This window comes from Aneurinibacillus sp. REN35 (genome assembly GCF_041379945.2).
In the GTDB taxonomy this organism is placed as follows: domain Bacteria; phylum Bacillota; class Bacilli; order Aneurinibacillales; family Aneurinibacillaceae; genus Aneurinibacillus.
Map to the genome: position 1 here is coordinate 113,023 of NZ_JBFTXJ020000009.1, position 21,874 is coordinate 134,896.

Sequence of the window (21,874 nt, forward strand, 5' to 3'; positions counted from 1 at the left end):
TTTCTATGCAAAAAATCAGAACACATAATCAGCTCATCCGCTTCATCTATGAACTGGTAAATCGATTCTCAAAAGATGATATCTCGGGCATGTCCGCCCAGTTGGCCTTTTATTTTCTATTGTCTATTTTCCCTTTTTTTATTTTTGCTTTTACACTCATCGGTTACCTGCCAATTTCTACGGAAAATGCGCTTGCAATCATCCAATTCATCGCGCCGGAAAAGGTGACAGAACTATTAGAGAGCAATCTTCACAGCTTCCTAAACAGCCGGAACGGATGGCTGCTTTTCTTAAGCTTAGCTGGAACGCTTTGGACTTCTTCTAGCGCCATTCATGCGATCATCGCTGCACTGAACCGTGCATATAATGTGGCCGATGAGCGATCTTACATTATGTCCCGACTGTTGGCCATTCTGTTCACCATTGGTATGGTGCTGGCTATTTTTATCACGCTGCTGCTGCCTGTCTTCGGAAAAACGATTGAAGTCTTTTTCACATCGCATATGCATATCCCGCACTATGTCATCCTGATGTGGAATCTGCTGCGCTGGGTGGTCAGCTTGCTGTTTCTCTTCAGCCTATTTGCTTTCCTTTATTATTTTGCACCCAACTGCGATGTGAACTGGAAGGTCTCTATCGTCGGTGCGTTATTTGCCGGACTCGGCTGGCTCGCCACCTCGTACGGCTTCTCTTATTACGTCAATAATTTCGCCAATTACTCGCTGACATACGGGAGTCTCGGGGGCGTCATTATTCTTATGATTTGGTTTTACCTATCAGCTATGATTCTGATTCTAGGCGGACATATCAATGCGCTGATTCAAAAATATACAAATGGAAAGCGATAAATACATCCACAGCGTACCGAAACGGGAGGGATAAGAGATGCAAAAGCCTGTACCGAAACTCGGATTCTACTTCTCATCTGGGCAAGTAGATATGGCGCATCGCAATATAAAAAGACATGCTTGGGCAAAGCTTCGCTTCGATACCCTGCGCAAACAGTGTGACGAATTCGTCGCCCATTATTCCGATGAAGAGCTATATACATGCATACTATCTATGCACAAGCAGACATTCGCCTACGGGATCTCGGGCTGTCCGCAATGCAGGAAGGCATACCCCTCCTCAGGAGAAGCGTATTACGGAATGTTCAGCCGCTTTCCTATAAAGGAGATGACCTGTCCAAGCTGCTCCTGTACGGTGCCGAATGAAGCCTTCGCAGATAACGGGCAGGGCTTCACCCGTGACGGGGTGGCCTATTATCCAATGGGCATGTGGAATTTCTACACCGCAGGCTGGCTGTTCGGCGGCGTACGCGATCATGAAGGTATGGTGACAAAACTAACGTATCTGTATATGCTGACAGGAGAGAAGGTCTATGCGCGCAAAGCGGTCGTTATTCTCGATGGATTCTCCGCTATCTTTCCCAATACAATCGGCCCCCGCGACTTTACACCCTTTGCAAGCAAAATGGAGATGGGGCGGCTGCACCTTTTGACAAGCATTGTATTCCGGATCAAAGTATTCTTAGCTCATGATTACGATTGGCTGTATGATCTAGAAGAGATGGATACCCCTTCGCCTGCGCTTACCTTACTAGGTGAAGTCGGAACGATACGGGATAATATTGAACGCATGCTGAACGATTATCTGCTGACAGAGCCCGGCGGCCCTCTCTACAACCTGTCAGGGGGGAATTTGACAGAACTCCACAATCATGAAGCGGATGGTGTGCGGGCGATGCTTGCCGTAGGCTTGATTACGAAAAAGAGAGACTATCAGAAATGGGGTATCGAAGCAACCGATGTGTTTTTGTCAAATGCGTTAGGCCGTGACGGCATGTATTTTGAAGGTTCCTACGGATATTCCATGTTTACCATTACGGTCTTCCTCGATATGGCTCTGCTCTCCATGCAGTCTTCTTCTCTCTCCAATATACCCGCCGTCCATCCATTCGCAAGTGAGCGTTTCTTCCGATTTGCTGTACAGAATCCGATGGAGATGCTGTGCCAGGGTCATCTCCCGTGCTACGGAGATTGGGGACAGGATCGGATATGCAGCGAGAAGCCGGATGCCAAGACACTGACGGACACATACCGAGCCGCTCTGCACTTCTATCAATACTCTCCCGACTCAAATATACGCGATAAGGCAGCCGATTGGCTCCGCCGTCTCTATCCACTTGTCTCATCTCGACTAGGAGAGAAAGGTATCGACCTCTTCCTCCTCCATCCGGTCTTTGCACAGCCACCCTCTTTTACGCTGCCACAGCACGCAACCATCGCAGGCCAGACTGGCATCGGCATCCTACGCGACTCGAATCAGACTACCATATTGATGCGTACAGGAGCTAACCATACGCATGCGCATGATGATGTGCTCGGTTTCACGTATTATGCGTACGGCAAGGAAGTCTCGGCCGACCTTGGCTACAGCACATACGGCTCCAACGGTCATTATGGCTGGAGTACGAAGGCAATCGCACACAATACGGTTGTGGTCAATGCAGATCAACACATGAAGAAGGGACAGTTATACAAGCCATTCTCCGGCGGTGAATTCACCTGCCTCTATGAATCTCCTGCCGTCACAGCCTATGAGGGTGCAGCACCTAACTTGTACGGAATCGACGCATACCAGCGCATGGTCGGGCTTGTGCCGCTTCCTGATGGTTCCTCCTATGCAGCTGATCTTTTTTATGTACGGGGCGCACGTACAAGTGATTATTCATTTCGCGCCTTTCATGAAAAAGCAGACTTCACAACAGAAGGAATAAAGAAAGCAACACGAACGCAACACGCATGGACACTTGCCGGATTCGATACACAGTCACACCCGTATTTTGATCAGCCTGGCAAAAGTTTTGGAGAGCGGCTTACCACAGGCGAAACCTTCGCTCCGTTATTAAAAGAGGAAAAACCGCAGTACTGGACCCCAGTGCCAAATAACGGCTATGGCTTCATCTATGATGTTCATGAGTATGAACCAGCAAGTTCTTGCATGAAAGCCCATTGGCAATCCCATGAAGGATATGCGTTAACGTGGCACGGTCTATTGGATGCAGACGATCAGATCATAACCGGGCAGTATCCGAACCTCTCCGGCACAGAACGCCACCCTCTTCTTCTCATCCGCAGTCTGCGTACAGCCAAGCAGTATGCAGCCATCATTCACACTACAAGGGAGCAAAATCACATGCGCCTGCTCTCCGTACACCGTCTCGCCAGCCGCGGCGGAGATACAACCGCCTTAGCAGCAGAGATTAGCAACGGATGGCTGGACTTCTGGGCATACAGCCCCGTAGCACAAACGATGGTCATTCACACTCGCTTCGGCGAATGGCGTCTCAATGGACGGTGCGGCTTCCTGCGTACCGACCGTTCTGGGAAAATTCTCGCTCACGCCTGCATCCATGCTTCCTCCATGACTTTTCAAGGCAGGCAGATCGACGGGGCTAAAAAAATATGGTTTCCTATTAAAGCAATTGAAAAACAAAAAAGAGCAATCCGACTTGATCCACACCTACCGCCTAACGGTGCAAGATTTATCCGAATTGCTCCTGCCAAGGATGCATCCGCCTCCCTGTATGAAATTAGAGACGTTCACAGCCGAAAAGATGCAACGACTGTTATGCTGCGCGATTCCCTCAGCCTCTCAAAAGGAATCGTTGCTTCGTGCACCAAGGATCAGCTTCACACACGATTCCCGCTCCCGCTTGGCGCTGCCTTTTGCGGCAAATTTATTATCGGCGAACAAGGTGGGTACGGAATTATTGAAGACATTCCTACACCCAAAACGATACATGCCCGCATTCTCTCTTCCTTTACAGAAGGGGAAGCATTCGACATTACCGATCTGGCCGAAGGCGGCTGGGCACAATGGCTTTAATATTGCTCTTGCCTACTTTTTCGCTGCTGCTACTGCAAGCAGCACCCACCCAATGAGGAAGCAGACACCGCCGATTGGCGTAATCGCACCCAACCAGCCGATTCCCGTTAGCGCAAGAATATACAGGCTAAACGCAAAGAAAATAATACCGGCCTGCATAAACCAACCGGAGAGTCTTAATTGCTTCATGCCCGCAATCTCCCGCTCACCGAGAATACCAATCGCAAGCAGGCCAAGACCGTGAATCATGTGATAGTGCACGCCTGTTTTGTACACTTCAAGCAGGCGTTCCGCTATTTTTCCTTCCAGACCATGAGCACCAAATGCGCCTAACGCTACTGATAAAAACAGGTTGATGCTTCCAAGAATAATAAACAATCGTGCCATAGCAATCTCCTTTGCTCCTATTTTTGACGTGTTGCCTCATTTTTCATTATAACAAACGTTCTTATGAACTTTTTGACAGACTCGGTACTTCTTTAGGAAAGAATAATGAACGGCTTATCCACACCCCGCCACATGCAAGCAGCATCAGTCCTCCCACAACAAGCAGTGAGAAGGACGCCCCTGTATGCATCACGGTGCGCGCAAACAAGCCAATCAGACTCACCCGAAGCAGCATACCCACCGCCGCAAAGAAGCTATTGACCCGCCCCATCATCTCATTGGGAACTTCATTCATCATAATCGTATTACGAGCCACACGCGATCCAGAGTTTCCCCATCCAAGCAGAATACTCATCATAAGAAAAAATCCGACTACAGGAAATACAGCAATCATGACGGTTGCTACCGTATACACACTCACAGTTAGAAGCACTGTTCGGAACTCTCCCTGCTTACGCAGCAAGAACGGAATGGTATACCCGCCAAGGATGGCTCCTGCTGCATACATCACATCAGAGAGCCCCAGCACTGTTCCATCTGCGCCAAGCGTGTCTGCAATATAAATAGGGATCAAATAATTTCCTACCATCACACCGACAAACGGCATGAAAGAACTCAGATAAAAAATGGTAAATAGCGGCTTATCCTTTATGTATATGAATCCTTCTTTTAAATTTTCCCATACGGACACTTTCGATGCATGCTTCTGATTTCCTGAAGATACATACGGAATGAATGAGATGAGCAGGAAGCCTGCCGCATACGTCATCGCATCTACTATTAGAATCAAAGAAAAATCAATGCGATCAATCAATACGCTCGTTAACCCGCCTGCCAGCATGGAGGCAGCCTGGTTCTGAATTTCCATCACACTATTAAGCTCTCGGTACTGCTCCTTAGTAAAAATCTCTTGATTGAATGCAAACTGAGCCGGATAGTGAAGCGAATAATAAAGCGAGCCTGCCGCATACATGCTTATTAGGTGCCAGGTTTCATAATTACCTGCCGCAAATCCCCACACCGCAAAAAAAACGGCCACCACAAAGCCAAATATCTCACTGAACAAAAGCACACGCTTCCGCGGCACCCGATCAATCCACACACCAAGATAAGGAGAGAGAAAAAATAACAGGAATGTCATGCAAAAAGCCACATATCCATAGATTTGACTACCGTCTTCTCGGTTTATAAGAAGCCAGGGTACCCCAATCATCGTAACACCCGACCCGATCGAAGAGAGAATGTTGGCGAGAATTAACTTCTGAAACCGTTTATCGCGGAGTACTCCTTTCATATCGCCACCTCATTACAGGATAATTTTGTAATTATTATATGTAATCATTATAAATTAATGCGGTAATAATTACAATAAACAAAGACCCGCCAGCATCTCATAGTTGTGGGAGATGACATAGCGGGTCTTTTTCCTGCTTATAGTACGCTGTATTGTTCTTCGTGTATATCTGTAATAAACATGTGGCCCGGCGCATGGGTAATCATAATCTCCGGCTTCACATGCATCGCCACCGCCTGTGGCGTAACCCCGCAGGCCCAAAAAACAGGTACTTCCCCTTCGTTAATGGTTACATGATCGCCAAAATCCGGTCGATTCACATCCTCAATGCCAATCGATGCAGGGGTTCCAATATGAACAGGCGCACCATGTACAGATGGAAAGCGACTCGTTACCTGTACAGCTCGTACGACATCCTTTTCAGGCATTGGGCGCATACTGACAACCATCGGCCCTTCAAAAGAACCGGCCTTCACGCATGGAATATTCGTCTTATACATCGGTACATTGCATCCCTCTTCAATATGTCGTACCGGAATATTATTTCTAAGCAGCGCCTGCTCAAATGTAAAGCTGCAGCCAATTAGAAATGCGACCATATCATCTTCCCAGTATAAACTAATATCTGTCACTTCGTCTGTCAGCTCTCCGTGTCGATAAATACGATATCCCGGAATATCCGTACGCAAATCAGCATCCGGAGCCACCAATTGCGGCACCCATGACCCTGCTTCTGTCACATCAAGTATCGGACATGGCTTCGGATTGCGCTGGCAGAAGAGCAAGAAGTCAAAAGCCACTTCCTTTTTTAAAATAGCCAGGTTTGCCTGTGTATAGCCCGCAGCCATTCCGGCTGTCGGCCCCTGCCATTGTCCATCTCGAATGAGCATTCGGGCTTTAGAAGGTGTAAGTATCGCTGGATTCTGTATCATGTCTTCCTCCTCTATAAGAATTCTTTATACAAACAGCTTTGGAAGCTCTTTAACCATTGTAATGCCCCCCATAATTGCCATCGCGACAACGATAATTACACCGAATACCGTCAGCCAAGCCGGATGTTTATAATCGCCCACAATTTTTGTTTTGTACGCAGCCACCAGCATTATCCCTAGAGAAAGCGGAAGAATCAGACCATTTAGTGCACCAACAAGCACCAGAACTTTGACTGGTTTACCGATCAAGACAAACACACATGTCGAAATGGCAATAAAAGATATAATAATGGCCCGGTGATACTTCTCCAGCGTCGGGCTGAATGTCCGAATGAATGAGACCGATGTATATGCAGCACCAACAACGGAAGTAATCGCTGCGGCCCACATCACGATTCCAAAAATCTTGTATCCAACATTTCCTGCCGCCAACTGAAATACGGATGCCGGAGGATTCTTCGGATCAAGCGTAAGGCCTTGCGCAACAATACCAAACGCCGCCAGAAATAGTACAATCCGCATGATGGAAGCAATACCGATGGCAGAGACGGCGCCTTTGGTTACATCAGGCAGGGCCTCTTTTCCTTTGATTCCTGCATCTAATAGACGATGGCCACCTGCGAATGTAATGTAGCCGCCAACAGTACCGCCAACTAATGTAACAATTGCCAGAATATCAATCTTCTCAGGCACGAACGTTCTGGCAACCGCTTCGCCAAGCGGCGGCTGTGAGGTGATCGCCACATATACCGTCAGCCCGATCATAACGAAGCCTGCAATCTGCGTAAAGCGATCCATCGCTTTGCCCGCTTCTTTGATAACAAAAATAAGAATCGCAATAATCCCACTAAGCAACGCGCCCATCTCTGGACTGATACCGAACAATACATTCACACCAAGCCCGGCACCCCCGACATTTCCGATGTTAAAGGCCAGACCGCCAATAACAATGAGAAAAGCGAGAATATAACCGAGGCCCGGGAACACCATATTGGCAATATCCTGCGCCCGTTTCTCCGATACGGCGATGATGCGCCAGATGTTCATCTGTGCACCGATATCTAAAATAATCGACATTAAAATTACAAAGCCGAAGCTTGCTGCCAATTGGCTTGTGAATACCGTTGTCTGTGTAAGAAAGCCCGGCCCGATTGCTGATGTGGCCATCAGGAATGCAGCGCCGAGCAAAACGCTGAGATTGCTTTTTTTGTCCATGTTGAATCTCCCTTCATGATGCCGTGCTTTATAATCGTACAGCTTTATTTTACGATTCCCCTATAGCTCGTACAGACACATCGGCCTGTGAAAGCAATTCTCGAATCGTTCTGGCAAATTCAAGCGCATGCATGCCATCACCGTGGATGCATACGGTATCTGCTTTAATATCAATGTCCTGCTTCTGCATGGTATAAACCTTCTGCTCCTTCACCATACGAACCACCTGCCGTACCGCCTCTTCTGTATTCGTAATCAATGCATCGGGCTCTCTACGTGAAGTTAGCGTACCATCGATCTGATAAGTGCGATCCGCAAATACTTCATGAGCGGTCTTAAGACCGATTCGCTCTCCTGCTTTGGCCAATTCACCGCCCGAGAGTCCGAAAAGGATCAATTCCGGATCTACTTTATAGATCGCCTCCGCAATGGCTTCAGAGAGAGCACTGTCTTTGGCCGCCATATTGTACAGCGCACCGTGCGGCTTCACATGCTGCATCCGCGCACCCGACGCTCTAACAAAACCGTATAAGGAACCAACCTGATAGATGACCATGTCATAGGCTTCTTGCGGCGTAATGTCCATATTACGTCGTCCAAATCCCTCTAGATCTGGCAAGCCGGGATGCGCGCCGATCGCAACCCCCTTCTCGAGCGCTAGATCAACTGTGCGGCGCATTACGGACGGCCCACCCGCATGAAATCCGCAGGCAATATTCGCTGATGTAACAAATGATAGAATCTCTTCGTCAGCTCCCATGCGATAAGCGCCAAAGCTCTCTCCCATGTCACAGTTAATGTCTACACGATACATAGTTGTTTCCTCCTTTATCGCCACGATGTTTATGAATATCGCAGGGCAATGCCCTTTTTAACCTGCTGAATCTGCATCTCACGTGCCACATACAGCACCTCTGCTTCTTCAAGGGATACTTCCGTAAAGCGAACGCTGTCGCCGGGCTTTACTTGAGCAATAACCGGAAGATCTGCCGAGATGATCTGAGCGATCTTCGGATAGCCGCCCGCCGTCTGACGATCTGCCAACAGGGCAATCGGCTGCCCGCCTGGCGGTACTTGAATCGTACCTGAAGCTACCGATTCCGATATCATCTCCGTCGGTTCCGATAACATAAGTACCGGCCCTGTAAAACGGTATCCCATCCGATCGGATTGCGGCGTTACTTGAAACGCTTCAGCAAATAACGCCTGTCTGCTCTCTTCCGTAAACATGTCAAACTGGGCGCCGCGCAGCACACGTACAGTTGGGTTATTGTCATATTGCGGAAATACATCCACACTAATGCTCCAGCCAGGAGCAGATGCTGCTTCTCCCCGATCGGCCAGCTTCCGCATTTTTTGTATGCTCCATTCAGAGGGCGAACCAGCCTCCAATACATCTCCTTCTTTTAAGGCCCGACCGCAGTACCCGCCAAGCCCTGCACGCAAATATGTACTGCGGCTTCCTAACACCTTCTCCACCGCATAGCCGCCTGCTATTGCCAGATACGTCCGACAGCCGAATACGCAACTACCAAAATTTAGCACGCTGCCTTTCTTCACATAGACAGGACGCCACTGCAGGATCGGCTGTCCGCTTATTTCCGGTGATATATTCGCACCGCAAATTGCAATAAGAGCATCCTCTTCAAACAAAAGCTTCGGGCCAAGCAGTGTAATCTCAAGCACCGCCTCTCCCTCTGCGTTGCCCACCAACAAATTCGCCATACGCATCGCAAATGTATCCATCGCGCCGCTTACAATTACTCCATGCTGCTGAAATCCATACCGTCCCATATCCTGTATAGTCGTCAGCAATCCGGGACGCAGTACCTTTATCCGCATCTGTCATCCTCCCCCCACTCCTCGTACTCCTGCCGGGAAATGGCCCGGAACCGGATTCGGTCACCGGCTGCAAGCAACGTTGGCGGATCACTGTCCGGAACAAACAACGATAAGGGCGTTCTTCCGATCAACTGCCATCCACCCGGTGTCTCAATCGGATAGACACCCGTCTGCTGCCCGGCAATGCCAACCGATCCAGCAGGAATTGCCAGACGGGGCGACGGTCTGCGTGGAGCAGCAATCGTCTCCGGCATGCCGCCGAGATACGGAAAGCCCGGAGCGAAACCGATCATATAGACCAGATATTCAGCGCCGCTATGGATCTGAATCACCTCTTCGGGGGTCATGCCATTATGCTCAGCTACAAATTCCAAATCCGGTCCGAATTCTTCTCCATAGCATACGGGGATTTCTACCGTACGCAAAGATGCGGTCATATCATCCCCTATTGCTGCTATTACCTGCTCCAAAGCCTCGCACACTTTCTGGAACGGCGAAATAAATTCTGTACGCTCTTTCGCCAAGCGCACACCGGTTTCTTGAAGTACACCATACGGATCATAGAACACTGTCACCGTTGTGAACGCGGGGACATATTCTATCATACCGGGAACCGGTTTTAATTCGAGCTGCATCGATAACGCTTTTACTTTGCGTTGAACGGTTTCAGAGATCTCTTTCCCGACTTCGATTATCGCAGCGGCGTCGCCAAGCGGCGATATCTTCATCCTCATCACCTATCCATTTCTGTTTTATAGCCAAGCTGACGTGAAATGTCCCTGGCTGTCTGTTTAATCTTTTCAACTAACAACGGTAGATTCTTACCCTGATAATGAGCTTCCAGCCCGGCCATGCTTATACCGGCTACCACTTGACCCCGATGATTAAAAATAGGAGCTGCCACCGCCGCCGAATAATCTTCGAGTTCAGCATAGCTAACGGAGTAGCCGTTGGCCTTTACTTCGGCAATCGATTCCCGTAAACGCGCACGATCGGTAATTGTTCCAGCAGCAATCGCTTTCAATTCCGTCTGATTCATATAGTGTTCCACTTCTTCTTCAGACATATAAGAAAGCAGAATACGCGAACAAGCTCCTGCGTACAGCGGTGTTCGACGGCCTACCCTCGTATAAAGGCGAACTGGATTGTTTGTATCGACTTTTTCAATATAAATCGCTTCGTCTCCTTCACGAACGATCAGATTCACAGCCTCCTTCATCTCGTCACGCAGCTTACACATCAAAGGAAGGGCCAGACGTCGAATATCAAGACGCTCGGATACCAACTGCCCCAGTTCAAGGAAGATAAGGCCAAGCGTGTACTTCCCTTCCTGATCCCGTGTAAGAAACTCCATTTCTTCTAGGGCTTTTACCTGTCGGTGAACCGATGTCTTTGGCATACCGGATAAATCGACCATCTCCTGAAAAGTTAGTTGATGGTGAAAATAGAATAGCTTAAGAATACTCAGTGATTTTATGACCGTTTTATTTCCGCTCACACGCTCCTCCGTTCCGAATTTCGGAACTATAATTCCGAAAACATTATTTTATCTGTTATCATAAAATTATCTGAATAAAAAAACAAGACTTTTATTCATTTTGCTACATAGGGAGTTGTTGGCAAAGAACGGAACACTTTATAATAATGGCAATACATCATGGCCATACCACCACGTAAATGAAAGGAGAGAAGTGTAATGACTGTTACTGTCCGCCCATATACGTTAAAAGACTTTGATGGATTGATTGACATACAACGCGAAGCCTTTCCTCCTCCGTTTCCCGAAGAGCTATGGTGGAGCCGCGAGCAGATTGCTTCACACATCGACAGCTTTCCTGAAGGTGCCATGGTGGCCGAGTGGAATGGAAAAATTGTTGGATCGGCCACGTCTCTTATCATTCATTATGATGGCAGCCCGCATACATGGGCGGAGGTAGCGGACGACGGCTATATCCGCGGAAGTCATAGCCCTGATGGCGATAGCTTATATGGTATCGATATATGTGTACGTCCTTCATTTCGTGGTAAAGGTATAGCAAAGGCTCTGTATGAAGCCCGTAAAAAACTTGTCATGCATCTAGGTCTGAAACGTTTTGTCGCCGGATGCCGTATTCCCGGCTTTCATCGGTATGCCCATGACATGGACGCTGACGAATATGTAAGGCGCGTGACAAACGAAGAAATCTATGATATGGTACTTTCGTTTATGATAAAGCAAGGACTTACACCGCTTCAAATTTTGGATCAATATGTAGAAGATGAGGAATCTCAAAACAAAGCCGTTCTGGTAGAGTGGGGGAATCCCATCGTTAAACTTTGACAGGATAGGAGTTGATAGAATTGACGATTTCAGCCATCTCGGTTGTACAATATGCTATCGGACCTTTGAATTCCAAGGAGGAGTTCTGGCGACAGGTAGCTCAACACATGAAGCAGGCAATCGATGACGGAAGTAAGCTGATTGTTTTTCCGGAATATCTCACCGGCACATTGCTTGCACTCTCTCCTGTCCTGAATCATCTTGAAGCCTGCCAATTCATCGATTCGTTTACGGATGAGTATATTTCAACCTTTCAAGCATTAAGCAAAGAGACAGGAATCACCATTCAAGCAGGCACCCATATCACGAAGCAGGGAGACGGCTTTGTAAATGCCGCATTCCTCTTTTTTCCTGACGGACGCTATGTACAGCAAAATAAGGTGCATCTTACCCCGGAAGAGCGTGCTCGCTGGAATCTAATTCCCGGGGACAGTTTTTCCGTGCAAGATACAGAAGTGGGGCGTGTCGGCATCCTCACTTGCTATGATATCGAATTCCCAGAAAGTGCTCGCGCTGTTGCCGACATGGGCGCAGATATCATTCTATGTCCTTCCTTCACGGACGCGGCACACGGGTATCATCGACTGCGATTCTGTTCGCAGGCACGCGCTGTCGAAAATCAAATATTCGTCGCATTAAGCGGACTGGTGGGCTATCTGCCGCATATTCCACAAATCGATTCTGGCTACTGTCAAGCGGGCATCTTCGCCCCTTGCGATTATCCGTTCCCGGCTGAGGGTACGCTAGCGCTCGGAGAAACAAACGAAAGCTTAGTTGTGACAGGTAAAATCGATATGGAGATGCTGAAGGAAAACCGCGAGCGCGGCCAAGTCTTCCCGTCTAAAGACCGTCGCCCGGAAGTATACGCTAAATACGCAGACGCGGCGACTGTCGCCAAAAGCTAATAAACTAGACATGGGGCTTCAGCCGAAACCTTGAAAAAGGAAAAGCCAAGAATGCTGTTACATCAACATTCTTGGCTTTTTATTATGTGTACATTTTACTCGTAAAGAGGTTTTTAGACAGCTCTATTTTGCTTTAGGAGACTGCCTGCCTGCGGATTCGGTAAAAGCTATAAGCAAATACGATGATGCCAAATCCAAGCAGAAGTAAGAGCGGCTGCACAACAGCATTCCACTGCACATCTCCCGCCGCAAGAGGCTTCATCGCCGCAAGAGCTATGCCCTGTGGCGTGCACAATGCGATGATCTTAGCCATGCCTACAAGCGGCAGAAACGGCCAAAAACATCCACCCGCAAATCCGGTTAACAAAGCAAGCAGCGGCGCACCGGTCTCCAATTGCCTGCTTGTTCTAAATAAGGCTGAAAAAAGCATCCCAAGACTTATTGCCGCAAACGTATAGGCCGCCAGCAGCACATACTGCAGCGGATGAAATACAAGGGAAGCACCGAATACAAAACGGGCGAGCACAGCGCATACGCCAATGAGGAATAAAGAAAGCAGCGCCAGCGCCGCAATATTGCCCGCATAGAATTTCCACAACATCCCGGGCGCTGAGATGATCCGTTTTAGCGTACCGTTATCTCGTTCTTCAAGAAGCCAGCGACTGTGCAGCATGACGAAAAGCAGGACAAATACCAGCAGCATTCCCATGCCGGTCAGCGCCGCATTCGATACATTCGTCACCCGGGTTACATTCTGCAGACCACCGCCTGTCATTTCTTTATATTCGATTGTCATTAACGGCTCCGGTTCCCACTGAGCGTCCGCATAGGCAAAGACACGCTCCCATAACGATCCGGCAGCAGGAGGAGTCAATCCATACAACTGATACAGCTGTTCTGCACGATTTGCAGCTCCGGTATTTGCAGATAGCCGCATTACTTCACTTCCAAGCATCTCACCTAGAATCCCATATGATAAGGAGCCGGGGTTCTTCAGCATCTCTACTGTCTCATCTGTATCTTCATCTATGATGGCTTCCTGTAACCCCTTCTTAATAACGAAGGCTGCCTCTACCTTATAGTTCTCTGTAAGACGGTATGCTTCATCGCGACTCACCTTATGCACACGAATCCCTTCTTTTGCAGCAAAGCGTTCTACAATCAGTTTAGAATAGTCGCTCTGATCCTCATCCGCCACCGCAACCGGAATAATCGGCTGCTTCTCAAAGCTTTGCGTCGCATGAAGAATGAAGACAAAGACGAAGGGAAACAACAGCAGTAAAAACAAAAATATCCGATCCTGCAGCATTAAACGCAGCCTAAGCATAATCACTTGTAATATCGCGTACATTTACTTCCTCCTCACAAGCGGAACGAGCGCTCCAGAGACTATTAGCAGCGCGCCGCCGATAACAAGCAGCATGCTTGCTTCCGGCCAGGCGGACAGCGAATCATCTCCGGAAAACAGCTTGAGCATCCCCTGCATCGCCCAGCGTGTAAACGTCCATTCGCTTGCTGTCTGCAGGCTGTCCGATAAAGTATGGAGCGGATAAATATTGCCGCCGATGATGGCAAGAAAAAACGTTCCCACATAGCCTAGAAGCTCCACGCCTCTTGAAAATAAACCAAGCACCGCCAGCAGGAACGCCCAGGCCGCTACGGCAAAAGCCGTAGTCGTAAAAACGAGCAAAAATGAAGTAGGCTGCCCTCCCATATAATTGCCGAACAATAGGCTCGCTCCAATTACAAGCACGGCTGTCTGCAGCCACAAAATCAGAAACATACCAAGGAATTTCCCGGCAAATACCTGCCACATGCCAAACGGAGCTGAGCGGAACCTCTCAAGCATCCCCAGCTCTTTTTCTTCAGCCAATGAGCGGCTGCCTCGAATCCCGAGAAAGCTAACAAATACGACGGCTAACGCCGCAGTAAAGTATTCCGGAAAGCGTACCTGCGGAATAGAAGTAAGGGTGATTTCTTCATAAATCTCATTGCGCCCAAGCGCCTGCAACATGAAGTCCATCACGCTTTCCTTCATGACCCGATCCAACTGCTGCGGCGTGGCACCGCCATCCCTGGCCGCATGCCAGACAGCTTTGACTCCGCTCTGTCCGGCAGACAGGTCATTCATCGCACTAATGAGCTGATTCTTCATCTGGTCTGCCTGCTCCTGCTGTGCACGGTTACCGATGAATGTGACCGGGTAATTGTCTCCGCTGTACAGACTCGCGGTGAACCCCTTCGGAATAATAATTGCACCTGCAATCTGATTATCCGCAAGCATCGTCATGGCCTGCGGCTTTTCAATTTTGTGTACGGTAATGAAGCCCTTCATATAATCTAATTCTTCGAGCTGTCGGGTAATCATTCTCGTATTGAATGTCTTGTCCTCATCCACATATGCGATGTGAAAGGCCTGGCTATAACGGCTCGTAAACAAGTGAGGAGATAATACCTGTGCAAATAGCCAGATAAAGAAAATCGGCAGCAACAAAAGCAGAGCAATTGCTGCTCGGTCACGCCGGTATAGTGTCAATTCTTTGGCAAGCAATGTTAGTAATCGCACCGTAGTAAAACCACCCTTAGCGTTTTTACCATCCATATCTTGATTCAGCCCTATATACAAGGACAGGAAGGAGTCATAAAGACCCCTTCCCTCCTTAATTCGTACACACTTACTGCATCATCCCTGCATTAGGTGGAATAATGCCCAACTGTTGGAACAGCGCCATGTTCTTCATCATGAACTGCATCCCGCCGTTTTGGATTTCTTGCTGGATCTGCATCATTTGCTGATCGGTTACTGTAGCCAGATTTACGCTGTTCTGCGCATTTAACTCCGGCAGTTTTATAGAAGCTACATTAAATTTCTCATCACTCTTTACATCGAAGGTGATTTTCTTTGGCATACTCGGATCATCTTGTGGCCCGACAAATTCAAACTTGTAATCCGCTTTGCGGGTTTTGTCTTTATCGTTATCCGTTGTGGTACCTTTCCATGTTAACGTGAGCGGCGGGAAGTTGGCATCTTGGTTATCTTTAATATTCACTTTCATGTCCTGTGTCTGTTTGCCGCTCTCTTTTGTTGTCGTAAATGCGGTATCAATTACCATATCGTTTCCGGCATTTTTATCTTTGAACGTGAATTTTACATTACCTTTGTTATTCTCGCCCTCTTCTTTGTTTACATAAGCGATGTTCACATTTCCATCGTCGCTGCCAGAACCGGTTATCACCACATCAAATACGACATGGTCCTTACCTTCTTTATCTTCGAAGCTTGCAAGTTTAACTACGCCTTTTTTTCCGGCTTTTTTGTCTTCTGTTTCAATCGTTCTGCTGAGAATGTTATCTTGTTTGTCAGCGAACACAATCATTTTCAGACCGTCTTTAAGGCCCTCTTCATCGATTGAGCGATCAGCATCTTTCTTGAAATCAGCAAATTTCTTTTTGAACTCTTCTTTTGACAGCTTCGGTAAATCCTCAGGCGCTCCGGTAGCTGACATCTCGACTAGCTTCTCATAACGCGGATAAAGGATATCCTGCAGCTTCTCATCTTTTGAAATCTTATCAACCATCTTCTTCAGCAGCTGCTTATACTCTGCTTCGGTAAATGTTACGGTAATTTGTTTGGCATCAAGCTTTACGCCCTGCTCTTCAAAAGACGCATTCTTATTTACACTCACTTGCTTATCTTGAATACTGTCTGCGTACAGCTTCGCATACTCAGCCATAACCGGCTCGAGCTCTGCGCGTGGTATTTTGAATAATTCAATGTATTCCTTTGTTGTAGGTATGCGCTCCGGAATGCCCGTTAGACCGTACTTTTGCTCCATAAGCGCTTTGTCTTTCCAGTTGAAGTAGCCGTATTTATTGTATATAACCGGAACACCGAATCCCACTTTCTCAGCATCATAGAAGAATTCAGCGCCAAGTAGATTGTTATTCTTTATATTAATATCTATTTTTCCATAGTTTTTATTGTTCTTATCATCAACTTTTGATTCCGAGACGATCTTTACGTCCTTTAACACTTCCAATATTTTTGCCATCTGTGGATCAGATGCCTGCATATCAAGTGTTACATTGCCAATTTCCATCTTTTGTTCCAGGCCGCCTTCTAAATAGGGCTTTGCATATTCATCATACGTTTTCTCATAGTCTTCCAAAACTTTGGAAAAGTTCTGCATTTCTTTCGCTTCAGTCTCAAGATAAATCGTTTTGTTGCTTTTGAATACATCAAAGAATGCATACGCTGAATACAACCCAACCGCCGCTACCAATACGACGGCTAAACCAATAATAATCGGTAATTTACTCTTTGCTACCATGTAATTGTTCCCCTCTCAAGTGATGTTGAACCTCTTGTGCTGTGCCTACGGCGAGAAGCTCTCCGCCTTGTAAAACCCCAATCCGATCACACGCCTCTATCTCTTCTAGATGGTGACTTGTGTAGAGAATGGTGCAGCCTCGTCGGCTCATCTCCTTTAGCGCCTGAATAATCTGCCGTCTAGAGCTTACATCCACACCGGCAGTCGGCTCGTCAAGAATAAGCAAGTCAGGTTGATGTAGCAGTGCCACACCCAAATTCAGCCTGCGCTTCATCCCGCCGGAATACGCATCGACACGCTCTCTGATTCTATCACGCAAGCCGATGATATCCATGACTTCATCCATGCGCAGCGCTAATTCCTTGCCCCTGACGCCATACATCTTTCCCCAGAAAGACAGATTATCAATACCGCGCAGTGAAGGGTACAGCGCCAGCTCCTGTGGAACATAGCCAATGCGTCGCTTTACTGCACTTCCGCCTTTCTGAACAGATATACCGTCAATGAGCACTTCGCCTGCGCTTGGTTTGCTAACAGAGGCAATGATTGAGAGCAGCGTCGATTTCCCTGCTCCATTCTCTCCAGCAATGCCAAACATCTCACCCTTCTCAATGTCTAGGTTGACGCTTTGTAATACGGCTTTAGACCCGTACTTTTTGCTGATCTCACGGATGGTAATAAACACGGTGGTTTCTATTTCTCTCCTCTCCTAGGCAAGATAACCAGATTATTTTAATAGCTAATAAGCGCCGCCATCAATAGACCACAAGCAATGCTTAGCCTAGAGGCAAAAAGACCCACAGATACATTGCCTTTCGGAATCTCGGATACAACGCGAAACGGCGTAATTAGCTCAAATAAATAAAATACCAACACCTGGAATACAGTTGCGATGACACCCCATATTACAAGGTCCCAAATACTTACGGCGTGATAGATGGCCGATGCCAGCACAATCGCAAGGCCGACAAGCTTACCGCCTAAGTCATGTGCGGCTGCTTCCGCAGCGCACTTCTTCTGCGGATCGTTCGTATCCGCACCCTCTTTAATTAAGGCATACTCTTTATATGGTGTCGTAAACAGAAACACCAGCATGCCAAATCCAAGCAGCGGAAGGGTAACCGCCAGATAAACTAAAAAATTCAAAATGTTATCCCACTGCATTGCCATGCACATTCCCCTCTCTTGTAATTCCTACCGGCAAATAATAGGAGAGATTACCTGTAATTCTCCCGCCAACTCTCGCTACGATTGCTGATGCCCGGTCACCGAAAAGAAACGAGCCCCACAGCAGATGCCCTTGGTATGGACCTTTGAGCGTCTCTATCATAATAGGAGAAAGCTCTGCCATCTCTTGATAAATCATAGGCTGATCCCAGTAGAAAGCTTCCTGATCCCTCTCTATTATTTGATTATGTGAATCATACAGGGTCACGCCGCCGCCCTCCCGCCCGAAAATCGGTTTTGCAACATACGGACTGTGTCCGGCGAATCGGTTCTCAAAATATGTAGGAAGCATATAGCTTTTGATGGTCGCACGCTCCTGCTCTGTAAAAAATGTATTCGATTCATAAAGGCTCCAGATAAGCCCCTGCAAAGCTTTCGTCTGGGCGATAAACGCGGTTGGAGGATTGATGACAGCAAGCTTCCCGCGAGCAATAATATTGAGCACATGAGCCCCGGTCGGATATCCATCTTCATCGGTCTCCTCTGCAAGCTTCTCTAGGGCATGCAGCCGGTACAGTACATCAATCGGGGCATGCTCTCCAGAAGACATCAACCGGCAGAGTCTATCGTCGTGCACTCTCAGATCTTTCAGCGCGGCAAACGACGCTGAAAGACCCGATTGCGCGAGCAAATATTTCGCCGTGCCTGCATCCTCTTCATGCCAATCCAACGCACTGAATACCACTTGATCTGTTGGGTATCCTTGTTCTCTGTATTTGCTTATAATCATGCGGAATGCTTCGGCAATATGACTTTCCATGCCATGATTCGGATTCTCCATGCCAAAAAATTGGCAGGCCCGCTCATTAACATAATAAGCCTCTACGATTCCTGTTGGTGTATCGCTGTTCAGCTCAAGCATCTTCCAGCCTGATGGCGTCTTTGCAAAATCAAAACGCCCGATAACTGTAGGCACCTCTTCCCACACAGCAATGCGGATTGCCCCCCAAGCCGCCTGGGGAATCCCAAGCTCAGCCAACAGCTCTGTACTTGCCCGGCGCACCACGGATACCGTACGTGCAAAAACATGGCCCAACCGCTCCGTCGCTTCCGTTAATTCCCGACGTTCCTCCACCGTAATCTGGTGTATATCAGCTACGGCGTATTCTTCTTCATACATGACATCCCAGGTAAAGACACCTTCGGCCCGAAGCGGACCATACAGTGCTTGCCGACGCTTATTGTAATCTGTAAGCTGCGCCATCTTAACTGCTGCTCCAACCCGAACTACCAATGCCGCCTTTAGATTTGGAACCACTGGAGATTCCGGTCTTCTTCTGGAACAGCTTCTGTCCGCTGCTTCCCCTTACATACGAGCCGCTATGCGCACTCCCGTCATCATCGCAGTAGCCGTCATTGTCATTGTCATAGCACTCATCGCTTGATGAGCAGCCCGCAGTCGCCGTAACAAGCGCTGTTGCCATAAATAGACTCATCACCTTTTTGGCTCGACTCTTCTTATGTACGGTCTCTCCCATCCTTCTGTCCTCCTTTCTTATGCGGTCGGCTGCGCATAATATACATAGACACCTCTGTCCTCGTCGATTTCAGTCGATGTCTTTTCCCATTCCCGGTTATATATGTACAGGAATTGACTCTGCAGGTACAGAATGGCATCATCATCATCCTTAAATGTATACGTACAGACAACAGGATAATGTATCGTATCCTCTTTAAACTCGCGCACCTCCATCATAATCCCCAGGCTTCGACGGCGCGGCGGTGCGGCGGGCTGCTCGACAACTCTCTCATCTTCTGCAATCTGTACATAGATCACATAACAGGAAGACTCTATCGCACAGGATGTCTTCTCATACACCGTACCGTCTTTTATGAAATAATCGCAGGCAAAGCGAAGTGAGATTTCATCTTTGTCAATCAAATCATAGTAGTACAGGACAGGAAAGCCGTTTGCTTCATCAAGCTTTCGATATTCAAGCCTCGCCATGATTTCCCTCCTTTTCCTTTCTTTATTTTCCTCTTTCTACGGATATTCGCAACAAAAAGTTACTGCATTTCCCTTTTTTAGTAATTAAGTCAGGAAAAAAGGGCATAGACTAAGCGCCTATTGCCCTACGAAATTTAGCCGATAATGATTTTTTCATCCGGATAATGAATGTCAGCCTTAGACTTGCCGGAAATAAATATGGAAAGAAACGGCATCATACCTATGCGACCGATATACATCAATACAGCAAGCGTAATCTTACTGACAGACGTCATCTCGCTCGGAATCCCGGTAGATAATCCGCATGTGCCGAATGCGGAACATATCTCAAAGATAATCGTCACTAGGCTAAACTTCTGTCCCTCCGCTATCATGACCACCATAATTCCGCCGACCACCAAGAAGACTGCCGTTGAGAAAAACACAAAGCTCTTCTTAATATCATCCGGCCGCAGCGACCGTCTGAATATGCGCACCTCTTCACGCCCCCGCGCAAAGGTAAAGATCGTAAGAATCATCACCGCCAGCGTCGTTGTCCGAATCCCACCGCCCACACTAGATGGGCTTGCTCCAATAAACATCAGAATGGAGGAGAACATCTGGCTTGCTTCACTTAGCTCGGCAGGATCAAGTGTCGTTAATCCGGCACTTCGTGTTGTTACCGAAAGAAAAAGTGAATAAAATAACTTCTCGTGCCACACCATGCCAGCTAAAAAGCGCGAATTCTCCATAACCCAAATGCCGATCGTACCGAGCACAAGCAAAACTGCAAAGGTGACAGTCGTAATCTTCGTATATAGTGAAAAACGAAAACGCTGATGCCCGCCGAAAAGATATTCTCTTACCTCAACAAGCACCGGAAAGCCGATTGCTCCAAGAATAATGAGCAGCATCGTCATTGCCTGCACAAAGTAATCATGTGAGTAATCAAGCAATGAATTGCCGAAAAGATCAAATCCGGCATTCGTGTATGTGGAGATCGCATGGAAAAACGCGTAATAAAGAGCCGTAGGAAGAGTATCGTAATACCCGGCAAAGTAAAAATACAAGGTAAAAACAACAGTGCCTACCGCTTCAAATAACAAAGCCATACCGAGTACAAGCTTCATCAACTGCACAAGCCCGGATAAGTTATAACGGTTCTGATCAATCATAATAAGCCTGCGCTGCGAAAGCCCAATGGGTGCACCCAATACAATCCAAATGAACGTACCCAAGGTCATAATGCCTATACCACCCAATTGAAAAGCAAAGATGAGCACAAATGAGCCAAATCGACTAAACGTATCAACAGTACTTACTGTGGTGAGACCTGTGACACTGACGGCGCTTGAGGCAGTAAACAAGGCATCAATAAACGAGAGGTTTACGCCTGGCTTCAAGCTAATCGGCAGCATTAAAAGTCCGGTAATAGCAATAATCGAGATAAAATAAGAGCTCACAATGATTTGAATGGGAGATAATCGATATAGTTTCTTTCGCAGCATATTTTCTACTCCTTATTCCGCATACATTAGGATGAATCTTACGTGTTTCGGACACGGTTGTCAAACCACTTTTCTTTCCCGTCATGAGCGCCTTA

21 protein-coding genes are annotated in these 21,874 nt (G+C 47.6%); 4 read left to right on the forward strand and 17 right to left on the reverse strand.

Annotated features, from left to right (window positions below; translation table 11 throughout):
* Positions 1–5 precede the first annotated feature (5 nt).
* Together AB3351_RS16580 and AB3351_RS16585 are read left to right on the forward strand one after the other, a co-directional pair.
* Positions 6–848, forward strand: coding sequence for a YihY/virulence factor BrkB family protein (locus AB3351_RS16580; protein WP_371148264.1), 843 nt, complete (start codon positions 6–8; stop codon positions 846–848).
* A gap of 1,156 nt (positions 849–2,004) precedes the next feature.
* Positions 2,005–3,891, forward strand: coding sequence for a heparinase II/III domain-containing protein (locus tag AB3351_RS16585; protein ID WP_371148321.1), 1,887 nt, complete (start codon positions 2,005–2,007; stop codon positions 3,889–3,891).
* Between the two features lie 12 nt (positions 3,892–3,903).
* On the opposite strand, the gene AB3351_RS16590 is transcribed toward AB3351_RS16585, so the two are convergent.
* From AB3351_RS16590 to AB3351_RS16625, 8 genes are all read right to left on the reverse strand, one after another.
* Positions 3,904–4,278, reverse strand: coding sequence for a DUF423 domain-containing protein (locus AB3351_RS16590; protein WP_371148265.1), 375 nt, complete (start codon positions 4,276–4,278; stop codon positions 3,904–3,906).
* Positions 4,279–4,339: 61 nt separating this feature from the next.
* Entirely contained in the window at positions 4,340–5,572 is a 1,233-nt protein-coding gene (locus AB3351_RS16595; protein ID WP_371148266.1) for an MFS transporter, read from the reverse strand.
* A gap of 137 nt (positions 5,573–5,709) precedes the next feature.
* Positions 5,710–6,504, reverse strand: coding sequence for a putative hydro-lyase (locus tag AB3351_RS16600; RefSeq protein WP_371148267.1), 795 nt, complete (start codon positions 6,502–6,504; stop codon positions 5,710–5,712).
* 24 nt (positions 6,505–6,528) lie between these two features.
* A complete protein-coding gene (locus AB3351_RS16605) occupies positions 6,529–7,719 on the reverse strand; it encodes an NRAMP family divalent metal transporter (RefSeq protein ID WP_371148268.1) in 1,191 nt (396 codons plus the stop codon).
* Between the two features lie 49 nt (positions 7,720–7,768).
* Positions 7,769–8,533 (reverse strand): LamB/YcsF family protein, encoded by a 765-nt coding sequence (locus AB3351_RS16610; protein WP_371148269.1) that lies wholly within the window; start codon positions 8,531–8,533, stop codon positions 7,769–7,771.
* A gap of 29 nt (positions 8,534–8,562) precedes the next feature.
* The gene (locus AB3351_RS16615) at positions 8,563–9,561 is read right to left on the reverse strand and encodes a 5-oxoprolinase subunit C family protein (RefSeq protein ID WP_371148270.1); all 999 of its coding nucleotides are present in this window, start codon (positions 9,559–9,561) and stop codon (positions 8,563–8,565) included.
* On the reverse strand, positions 9,552–10,295 hold the full coding sequence (pxpB, locus tag AB3351_RS16620; protein ID WP_371148271.1) for a 5-oxoprolinase subunit PxpB: 744 nt from the start codon (positions 10,293–10,295) through the stop codon (positions 9,552–9,554). The genes AB3351_RS16615 and pxpB overlap by 10 nt, the downstream gene beginning before the upstream one ends.
* The gene (locus AB3351_RS16625; protein WP_371148272.1) at positions 10,295–11,059 is read right to left on the reverse strand and encodes an IclR family transcriptional regulator; all 765 of its coding nucleotides are present in this window, start codon (positions 11,057–11,059) and stop codon (positions 10,295–10,297) included. The genes pxpB and AB3351_RS16625 overlap by 1 nt, the downstream gene beginning before the upstream one ends.
* 198 nt (positions 11,060–11,257) lie before the next feature.
* On the opposite strand from AB3351_RS16625, the gene AB3351_RS16630 reads away from it, so the two are divergent.
* Both AB3351_RS16630 and AB3351_RS16635 read left to right on the forward strand, forming a co-directional pair.
* The gene (locus AB3351_RS16630) at positions 11,258–11,881 is read left to right on the forward strand and encodes a GNAT family N-acetyltransferase (RefSeq protein ID WP_371148273.1); all 624 of its coding nucleotides are present in this window, start codon (positions 11,258–11,260) and stop codon (positions 11,879–11,881) included.
* A gap of 20 nt (positions 11,882–11,901) precedes the next feature.
* Positions 11,902–12,786 carry a carbon-nitrogen hydrolase family protein gene (locus tag AB3351_RS16635; RefSeq protein ID WP_371148274.1) on the forward strand — a complete coding sequence of 295 codons (885 nt, stop codon included), beginning with the start codon at positions 11,902–11,904 and terminating at the stop codon, positions 12,784–12,786.
* Between the two features lie 133 nt (positions 12,787–12,919).
* On the opposite strand, the gene AB3351_RS16640 is transcribed toward AB3351_RS16635, so the two are convergent.
* From AB3351_RS16640 to AB3351_RS16680, 9 genes are all read right to left on the reverse strand, one after another.
* Positions 12,920–14,137, reverse strand: coding sequence for an ABC transporter permease (locus AB3351_RS16640; RefSeq protein ID WP_371148275.1), 1,218 nt, complete (start codon positions 14,135–14,137; stop codon positions 12,920–12,922).
* Entirely contained in the window at positions 14,138–15,352 is a 1,215-nt protein-coding gene (locus AB3351_RS16645; protein ID WP_371148276.1) for an ABC transporter permease, read from the reverse strand.
* Positions 15,353–15,461: 109 nt separating this feature from the next.
* Positions 15,462–17,117, reverse strand: a complete 1,656-nt coding sequence (locus tag AB3351_RS16650) for a hypothetical protein (protein ID WP_371148277.1) — start codon at positions 17,115–17,117, stop codon at positions 15,462–15,464.
* A complete protein-coding gene (locus AB3351_RS16655) occupies positions 17,101–17,802 on the reverse strand; it encodes an ABC transporter ATP-binding protein (protein ID WP_371148278.1) in 702 nt (233 codons plus the stop codon). Before AB3351_RS16655 ends, AB3351_RS16650 begins: the two co-directional genes overlap by 17 nt.
* A gap of 47 nt (positions 17,803–17,849) precedes the next feature.
* Positions 17,850–18,287: a DUF350 domain-containing protein gene (locus AB3351_RS16660; protein ID WP_371148279.1), complete on the reverse strand. Its 438-nt coding sequence runs from the start codon at positions 18,285–18,287 to the stop codon at positions 17,850–17,852.
* Positions 18,268–19,548, reverse strand: coding sequence for a glutathionylspermidine synthase family protein (locus tag AB3351_RS16665; RefSeq protein WP_371148280.1), 1,281 nt, complete (start codon positions 19,546–19,548; stop codon positions 18,268–18,270). Before AB3351_RS16665 ends, AB3351_RS16660 begins: the two co-directional genes overlap by 20 nt.
* 1 nt (position 19,549) lies before the next feature.
* Positions 19,550–19,822, reverse strand: coding sequence for a hypothetical protein (locus tag AB3351_RS16670; RefSeq protein ID WP_371148281.1), 273 nt, complete (start codon positions 19,820–19,822; stop codon positions 19,550–19,552).
* 17 nt (positions 19,823–19,839) lie between these two features.
* Positions 19,840–20,292, reverse strand: coding sequence for a hypothetical protein (locus AB3351_RS16675; RefSeq protein WP_371148282.1), 453 nt, complete (start codon positions 20,290–20,292; stop codon positions 19,840–19,842).
* Between the two features lie 134 nt (positions 20,293–20,426).
* The gene (locus tag AB3351_RS16680; RefSeq protein ID WP_371148283.1) at positions 20,427–21,779 is read right to left on the reverse strand and encodes a TrkH family potassium uptake protein; all 1,353 of its coding nucleotides are present in this window, start codon (positions 21,777–21,779) and stop codon (positions 20,427–20,429) included.
* Positions 21,780–21,874 lie beyond the last annotated feature (95 nt).

What these genes read in the sequence shown, in the direction of transcription:
- AB3351_RS16590 (WP_371148265.1), bottom strand. Translation starts at nt 4,278, where the DNA reads ATGGCACGATTGTTTATTATTCTTGGAAGCATCAACCTGTTTTTATCA.
- AB3351_RS16615 (WP_371148270.1), bottom strand. Translation starts at nt 9,561, where the DNA reads ATGCGGATAAAGGTACTGCGTCCCGGATTGCTGACGACTATACAGGAT.
- AB3351_RS16585 (WP_371148321.1), top strand. Translation starts at nt 2,005, where the DNA reads ATGCTGTGCCAGGGTCATCTCCCGTGCTACGGAGATTGGGGACAGGAT.
- AB3351_RS16580 (WP_371148264.1), top strand. Translation starts at nt 6, where the DNA reads ATGCAAAAAATCAGAACACATAATCAGCTCATCCGCTTCATCTATGAA.
- AB3351_RS16665 (WP_371148280.1), bottom strand. Translation starts at nt 19,548, where the DNA reads ATGGCGCAGCTTACAGATTACAATAAGCGTCGGCAAGCACTGTATGGT.
- AB3351_RS16605 (WP_371148268.1), bottom strand. Translation starts at nt 7,719, where the DNA reads ATGGACAAAAAAAGCAATCTCAGCGTTTTGCTCGGCGCTGCATTCCTG.
- AB3351_RS16675 (WP_371148282.1), bottom strand. Translation starts at nt 20,292, where the DNA reads ATGGCGAGGCTTGAATATCGAAAGCTTGATGAAGCAAACGGCTTTCCT.
- AB3351_RS16660 (WP_371148279.1), bottom strand. Translation starts at nt 18,287, where the DNA reads ATGGCAATGCAGTGGGATAACATTTTGAATTTTTTAGTTTATCTGGCG.
- AB3351_RS16595 (WP_371148266.1), bottom strand. Translation starts at nt 5,572, where the DNA reads ATGAAAGGAGTACTCCGCGATAAACGGTTTCAGAAGTTAATTCTCGCC.
- AB3351_RS16670 (WP_371148281.1), bottom strand. Translation starts at nt 19,822, where the DNA reads ATGGGAGAGACCGTACATAAGAAGAGTCGAGCCAAAAAGGTGATGAGT.
- AB3351_RS16650 (WP_371148277.1), bottom strand. Translation starts at nt 17,117, where the DNA reads ATGGTAGCAAAGAGTAAATTACCGATTATTATTGGTTTAGCCGTCGTA.
- AB3351_RS16600 (WP_371148267.1), bottom strand. Translation starts at nt 6,504, where the DNA reads ATGATACAGAATCCAGCGATACTTACACCTTCTAAAGCCCGAATGCTC.
- pxpB (WP_371148271.1), bottom strand. Translation starts at nt 10,295, where the DNA reads ATGAGGATGAAGATATCGCCGCTTGGCGACGCCGCTGCGATAATCGAA.
- AB3351_RS16610 (WP_371148269.1), bottom strand. Translation starts at nt 8,533, where the DNA reads ATGTATCGTGTAGACATTAACTGTGACATGGGAGAGAGCTTTGGCGCT.
- AB3351_RS16680 (WP_371148283.1), bottom strand. Translation starts at nt 21,779, where the DNA reads ATGCTGCGAAAGAAACTATATCGATTATCTCCCATTCAAATCATTGTG.
- AB3351_RS16640 (WP_371148275.1), bottom strand. Translation starts at nt 14,137, where the DNA reads ATGTACGCGATATTACAAGTGATTATGCTTAGGCTGCGTTTAATGCTG.
- AB3351_RS16630 (WP_371148273.1), top strand. Translation starts at nt 11,258, where the DNA reads ATGACTGTTACTGTCCGCCCATATACGTTAAAAGACTTTGATGGATTG.